Here is a 714-nt window from a genome sequence, read left to right as displayed (position 1 = left end):
GTTTCAGTTCACCGCGTTCGCTTCACATGGCCTATGTATTCAGCCATGGATACTCCAAAAGGAGTGGGTTTCCCCATTCGGACATCTACGGATCAAAGCTCGTTTGCCAGCTCCCCGTAGCTTTTCGCAGGCTACCGCGTCCTTCATCGCCTGTGATCGCCAAGGCATCCACCACATGCACTTGTTCGCTTGACCCTATAACGAGTCTGTCTCGTCGACAGTCGCTACAGGTTGAGTTCTCGCGTTGTGCCGTATTCCAATTTAAGTCGAACATAGAGTTCGAATCATCTTGAGATACATCGATACAATCACAACCCGGATAGTTTTCACGTCCATCTCAAGACGCTTCCGCTATCCAAATTACTTACTTCTTCCAGATTGTTAAAGAACGACAGCCGATATCTGTTGATATCCTCTGACTGGCTCAATCGCCAATGACAAAGACTCGAACAATTGTCATTCGAATGTTTGTCATTGAGGATTGGTGGAGGCAGACGGGATCGAACCGACGACCCCCTGCTTGCAAAGCAGGTGCTCTCCCAGCTGAGCTATGCCCCCATTGAGTACAGATTTCCCTCAGGTACCTACCGCCAGACAATGGTGGGTCTGGTTGGATTCGAACCAACGACCCCCGCCTTATCAAGACGGTGCTCTAACCGACTGAGCTACAGACCCCTGAGTCTGTCTTTGATTTACAGCCGATAAGCGTGAGCG

General features: G+C 50.1%; 2 tRNA genes and 1 rRNA gene. All 3 read right to left on the bottom strand.

The annotated features are described in order from the left end of the window. A 23S ribosomal RNA gene (locus tag VK92_RS38415) occupies window positions 1-195 on the bottom strand; the annotation flags it as partial. A gap of 287 nt (window positions 196-482) precedes the next feature. Beyond that, a tRNA-Ala gene (locus VK92_RS38410) sits at window positions 483-558 on the bottom strand. Between the two features lie 40 nt (window positions 559-598). Beyond that, a tRNA-Ile gene (locus VK92_RS38405) sits at window positions 599-675 on the bottom strand. Window positions 676-714: the final 39 nt, after the last annotated feature.

The sequence above is a fragment of the Burkholderia sp. LK4 genome, from assembly GCF_001043615.1.
Lineage (GTDB): Bacteria > Pseudomonadota > Gammaproteobacteria > Burkholderiales > Burkholderiaceae > Burkholderia > Burkholderia cepacia.
The sequence above is the reverse complement of the archived record's forward strand: the minus strand, read 5'-3'. Positions and strand labels throughout refer to the sequence as shown.